This is a genomic window from Gracilibacillus halotolerans, assembly GCF_014206945.1.
Taxonomy (GTDB): Bacteria; Bacillota; Bacilli; order Bacillales; family Amphibacillaceae; genus Gracilibacillus; species Gracilibacillus halotolerans.
This window is the reverse complement of record NZ_JACHON010000044.1, coordinates 1-3851: the sequence shown is the minus strand read 5'-3', so window position 1 is coordinate 3851 and position 3851 is coordinate 1. Positions and strand designations below refer to the sequence as shown.

The following is a 3851-nucleotide window of genomic DNA, read 5'->3' as shown; positions in this document are numbered from 1 at the left end:
TTTGCCGTTATTTCTTGTACTCATCGGACACATCCTCCTTGAAATTCATTGTATAAATTTAACTTAGATGTGTCCATGAAACTATACTAGCATCACTAGATTCATGAAGGATTCAATGCAAGCTAGGAAAGAACTTGCTACAGCATTGGAAGAAGAAAAGAAGAAAAGTTGGTGTCTAAATTATGGAAAAAGTAAACGTAGATTCAATGTTAAAAGAAACATCTAAAATGGAGGATGTTTTGTACGAAATGGAGAATCATCTAACCAGTATAAGCAACGGTTTAACCAGTATAGATAACGGTTTAACTAGTATAGATAACGGTTTAACTAGTATAGATAATCGTTTTACTAAAATGTCTACTAATATGGAGAACCATTTAACTAATATAGATAACCGACTAACTAATATGGAGAAACTTATATTAAAAGATATGGAATTACTAAAGGAAACCCATAAATTAACGAAAGAAGTTAAAGAGGAATTAATAAACAATCGGCAGAAAAGATAAGATATTTTGAAATTTTTTAAGCCAATTTCCATCTAATTCAGTTGGTTAAATGCTGAATAGCGGGGGATAGGGTACTGTAAGGAAATGTAAGTGACTAGAAAAACTGTCGGTATTTTAAATATACAAAATCACAGAAAACCAATACCCCATCCACCGTATGGTGGGGTACTTGCTTTATTTCACTTTATTTCACCTTATATTGAATAATAATCTTCGGGAAAGTATCATTCCTCATTTCTCTACTTCATTCACTATTTTAGCTACACTTTCTACTCGTAGAAAGTGTAGCAATTCTGATTCTATTTAGAACTTCTCAAATCCCTTTAATAGTATACAAAAAGAAATATCCAACCTGTTTCTGCCTCACAAAGTTTGTAAAACATTGATTTTATTTTCCCTGGTAAAGAGATAAGCCAGAAAAAAAGCAGAAGGAGAAATTATCATTCTCTCTTCCACTCTTTCATCTAACATTATGCCTTTGAAACTTAGTTTTACAAAACCCCTTCCACCCCCGCAACACCTTCTCCCACTTGCCCTCACGCCCTTTTTCACCCCTAAATCCCCCCCTTTCAATTTAACGTATTGTCAAAAGTTTTATAGTAAAAACTTGTTAAAACCTTGGTTTAATAGTCTTTAAATGCAAAAAACTTGCCACCCCCCGAATCTTGGTGTTTGATGAGGTTACCAGACTCACACCAAATCCAAGATAGGAAGTGACAAGTTGTACCCTCAATTTATAACCTATTTGCTTCAATTTATCAAGTTTCAAGAAAAAATAATTTATGCATTATTAGGGATTCTGCTAGGCAAATCCGTTGCGAAAGCTCCATTCGATGAGCCTGTTGTATTTTGCAAGTGAAAAGTTTAGAAAAATGCAATGAAAAGTTTAGAACTTTGCCAGCCCTTATTTTCTTTGTAATTAACGATTCGATAAAGCATGTTTTACACGGTAACTATCACCAGTAAAGCTTAAAATATGAGCGTGATGTATTACTCGATCTACCAAAGCTGCGGTTAGCCGTGCATCCACAAAAATTTTATTCCACTGACTAAATTCCAAGTTTGAGGTAATGACAAGGCTTTTCCGTTCATACCAATCGGAAATTAATTGAAATAATAACTCTGCTCCATCCTTGCTGAACGGCACGTATCCCATTTCATCTAGGATGACCATATCGACTTTATTAAAACGATTCCGTATCAGTTGGTATCGACCTTCGGTCCATGACCTTTCCAATAACTCTATTAAGTCAGCGATCCTGTAGAAACGGACCTCATAACCGTTCCTACAAGCTTTTCGACCCAATGCTGTGGCCAAATGTGACTTTCCTGTGCCCGGCGCCCCCGTTAAAATTACATTCTCTTTCTCCTTGATAAATGAAAGGGATTCAAGACTTTCTCTATCAAGGTTTGGTGGTAAATGAATATGATCCCCCCATTGATAGTCTTCCAATTCTTTTTCATTCATAAATTTCGCCTTTTTTATTAGGCGCTCTCCCTTTGCGATTTCCCTTAACTCTATTTCCTTCTGTAATAGCTCCATCAAATATTGTTCCGTATTCTCAAATGGGATCTTCTCATACAAGTCTGCAACGTAAGCTAAGCGAAGTAATTTACACTTCTCTTTAATCACATCTGACACGTTATACGCCCTCCTTAACCGTAGATTTATCGGTAGGCTGGAGGGAATCATAAATACTCCAATCCACATCGTAAGGATGGTTCGTAGAATCATCTGAGCCTTCCTCAAATTGTTCTTCTCCTGGTAATAGCTCATAGAAACGGTCATCTATTTCTTGTATATCGTGGGTTACAATTAGACTCAATAACCACTCTACACGCTCTTTTCTAAATTTCATTGATTCTATATTTAAGTAATAAGCAATTCTTCCTGGCAGATAGGGAAAATACCTAGAATATACAATCGAGCGTGGCTTTTGTCTCCAGTTTTTTAATATCGATTGCCATGGTATTTCTCTCGCTTGATTCATATAGGGTCTAGGACCCGTAGAAAGCATTTCACCATGCTGGGATACGACTTTGTAAGTATCCCAATATAAAACTAGATTCATCTTTCCATAGTGGTAACTTTTAGGTACATGGATTAATTCCCCATCGATTGACACCTCTCCATATTTGTTAGCGACCACCATGGTCTTTTTAAATACTGGGTAATCAGATTCGGGCAAAGCTAGCCCATATTTCATTTCTTCTTCAAACAAGTCTGTAATTGGGATATCCTTCTTATAATGAAGTCGTTGATGGTCCTTCTGAAATTGTTCGAATAATAAATCACGTAAGTGTGTTAAATCTTTGATGACAGGAGATGGAGTGAAAAAGTTGTAGCGAACATACCCCACCTTGTTTTCTACATGTCCTTTTTCATTGCCCTTTCTCGCATTACAAGCTTGCGCTTCAAAACCATAATGGTTCGCAAAACGGAGGAATTCCTCATTGAAAATTGTTTCTCTGCCATGCCCCCTCGCTTTCACTACTGCTGCTGTAAGATTGTCTAAACGAAGCTTTCTGGGAACAAATCCGGCTTGATTAAAAAGCATTTTAAGTCCATCCAAAAAGCACTCCTGGTTTTCTGCGGGTAAAGGAACAGAATAGCCCGCATTACTGTACGGAAAGCTCATCACCAAAACATGAATATCTTTTGTCTTTCCATCTTCGATTGCTTCTGTAACACCAAAATCTATTTGAGCTTCAGCAGGCGGATGAGTAAGTCTTTCATACTCCTCCTTCAACTCATCTGATTCATCTAACGTTTTCTCTTTCCATTCTTCCTTGATGAAATTACATACGGTTCGATAAGAACCGGGGAACCCTAACCTCTGCAGCCCTTCAAATATATTCTTGTTGTTTCTTCTTAATTTCTTTTTTAGTGCGTAATCCTCAACCAGCCAATCAATTACAATTTCTCCCCACTCTTCTTCATACATCATCCCTTTTTTCTTAACTATTCTTTCTTCAGGTAATTGCTCTTCATCCGCATATTTTTTTACAGTCACCCAGCTAAAACCAGTACGTTTTGAAATTTCATTGATCGATAGGGATTTTATATTCCTTAACTTTTTGATATGATTGATTTCAGGCATTGCTAGCATCCTTTCACTCTCCCACCATAATTGATTAGACACCAATAACGGTAGGGTATTTTGAGGGGGCTGGCAAGCCTATTCTTTTTGTGCAACCTTCTAACATTTTGGTTGCAATACTCTTAACTTTTATTATGCATTAAACACCTGTCAACAAACCTTATCGAAAGTTACAAGTTGACGATATGCCTGTCATTGAAACCCTTGAAAAGCTAGACTATAAAAAGCTTATCAATGATTA

Annotated in this window: 3 protein-coding genes and 1 pseudogene; 2 read left to right on the top strand and 2 right to left on the bottom strand. The window is 36.6% G+C overall.

What is annotated here, in order from left to right:
• Window positions 1-182 precede the first annotated feature (182 nt).
• Window positions 183-509 carry a hypothetical protein gene (locus GGQ92_RS16140; protein ID WP_184251324.1) on the top strand — a complete coding sequence of 109 codons (327 nt, stop codon included), beginning with the start codon at window positions 183-185 and terminating at the stop codon, window positions 507-509.
• 721 nt (window positions 510-1230) lie between these two features.
• Window positions 1231-1353 (top strand): annotated as a pseudogene (locus GGQ92_RS16745) (transposase); the annotation flags it as partial.
• Window positions 1354-1428: 75 nt separating this feature from the next.
• On the opposite strand, the gene istB reads toward GGQ92_RS16745, so the two are convergent.
• Together istB and istA are read right to left on the bottom strand one after the other, a co-directional pair.
• On the bottom strand, window positions 1429-2151 hold the full coding sequence (gene istB / locus GGQ92_RS16135; RefSeq protein WP_184251322.1) for an IS21-like element helper ATPase IstB: 723 nt from the start codon (window positions 2149-2151) through the stop codon (window positions 1429-1431).
• A gap of 1 nt (window position 2152) precedes the next feature.
• A complete protein-coding gene (istA, locus tag GGQ92_RS16130; RefSeq protein ID WP_184251320.1) occupies window positions 2153-3619 on the bottom strand; it encodes an IS21 family transposase in 1467 nt (488 codons plus the stop codon).
• Between the last annotated feature and the right edge of the window lie 232 nt (window positions 3620-3851).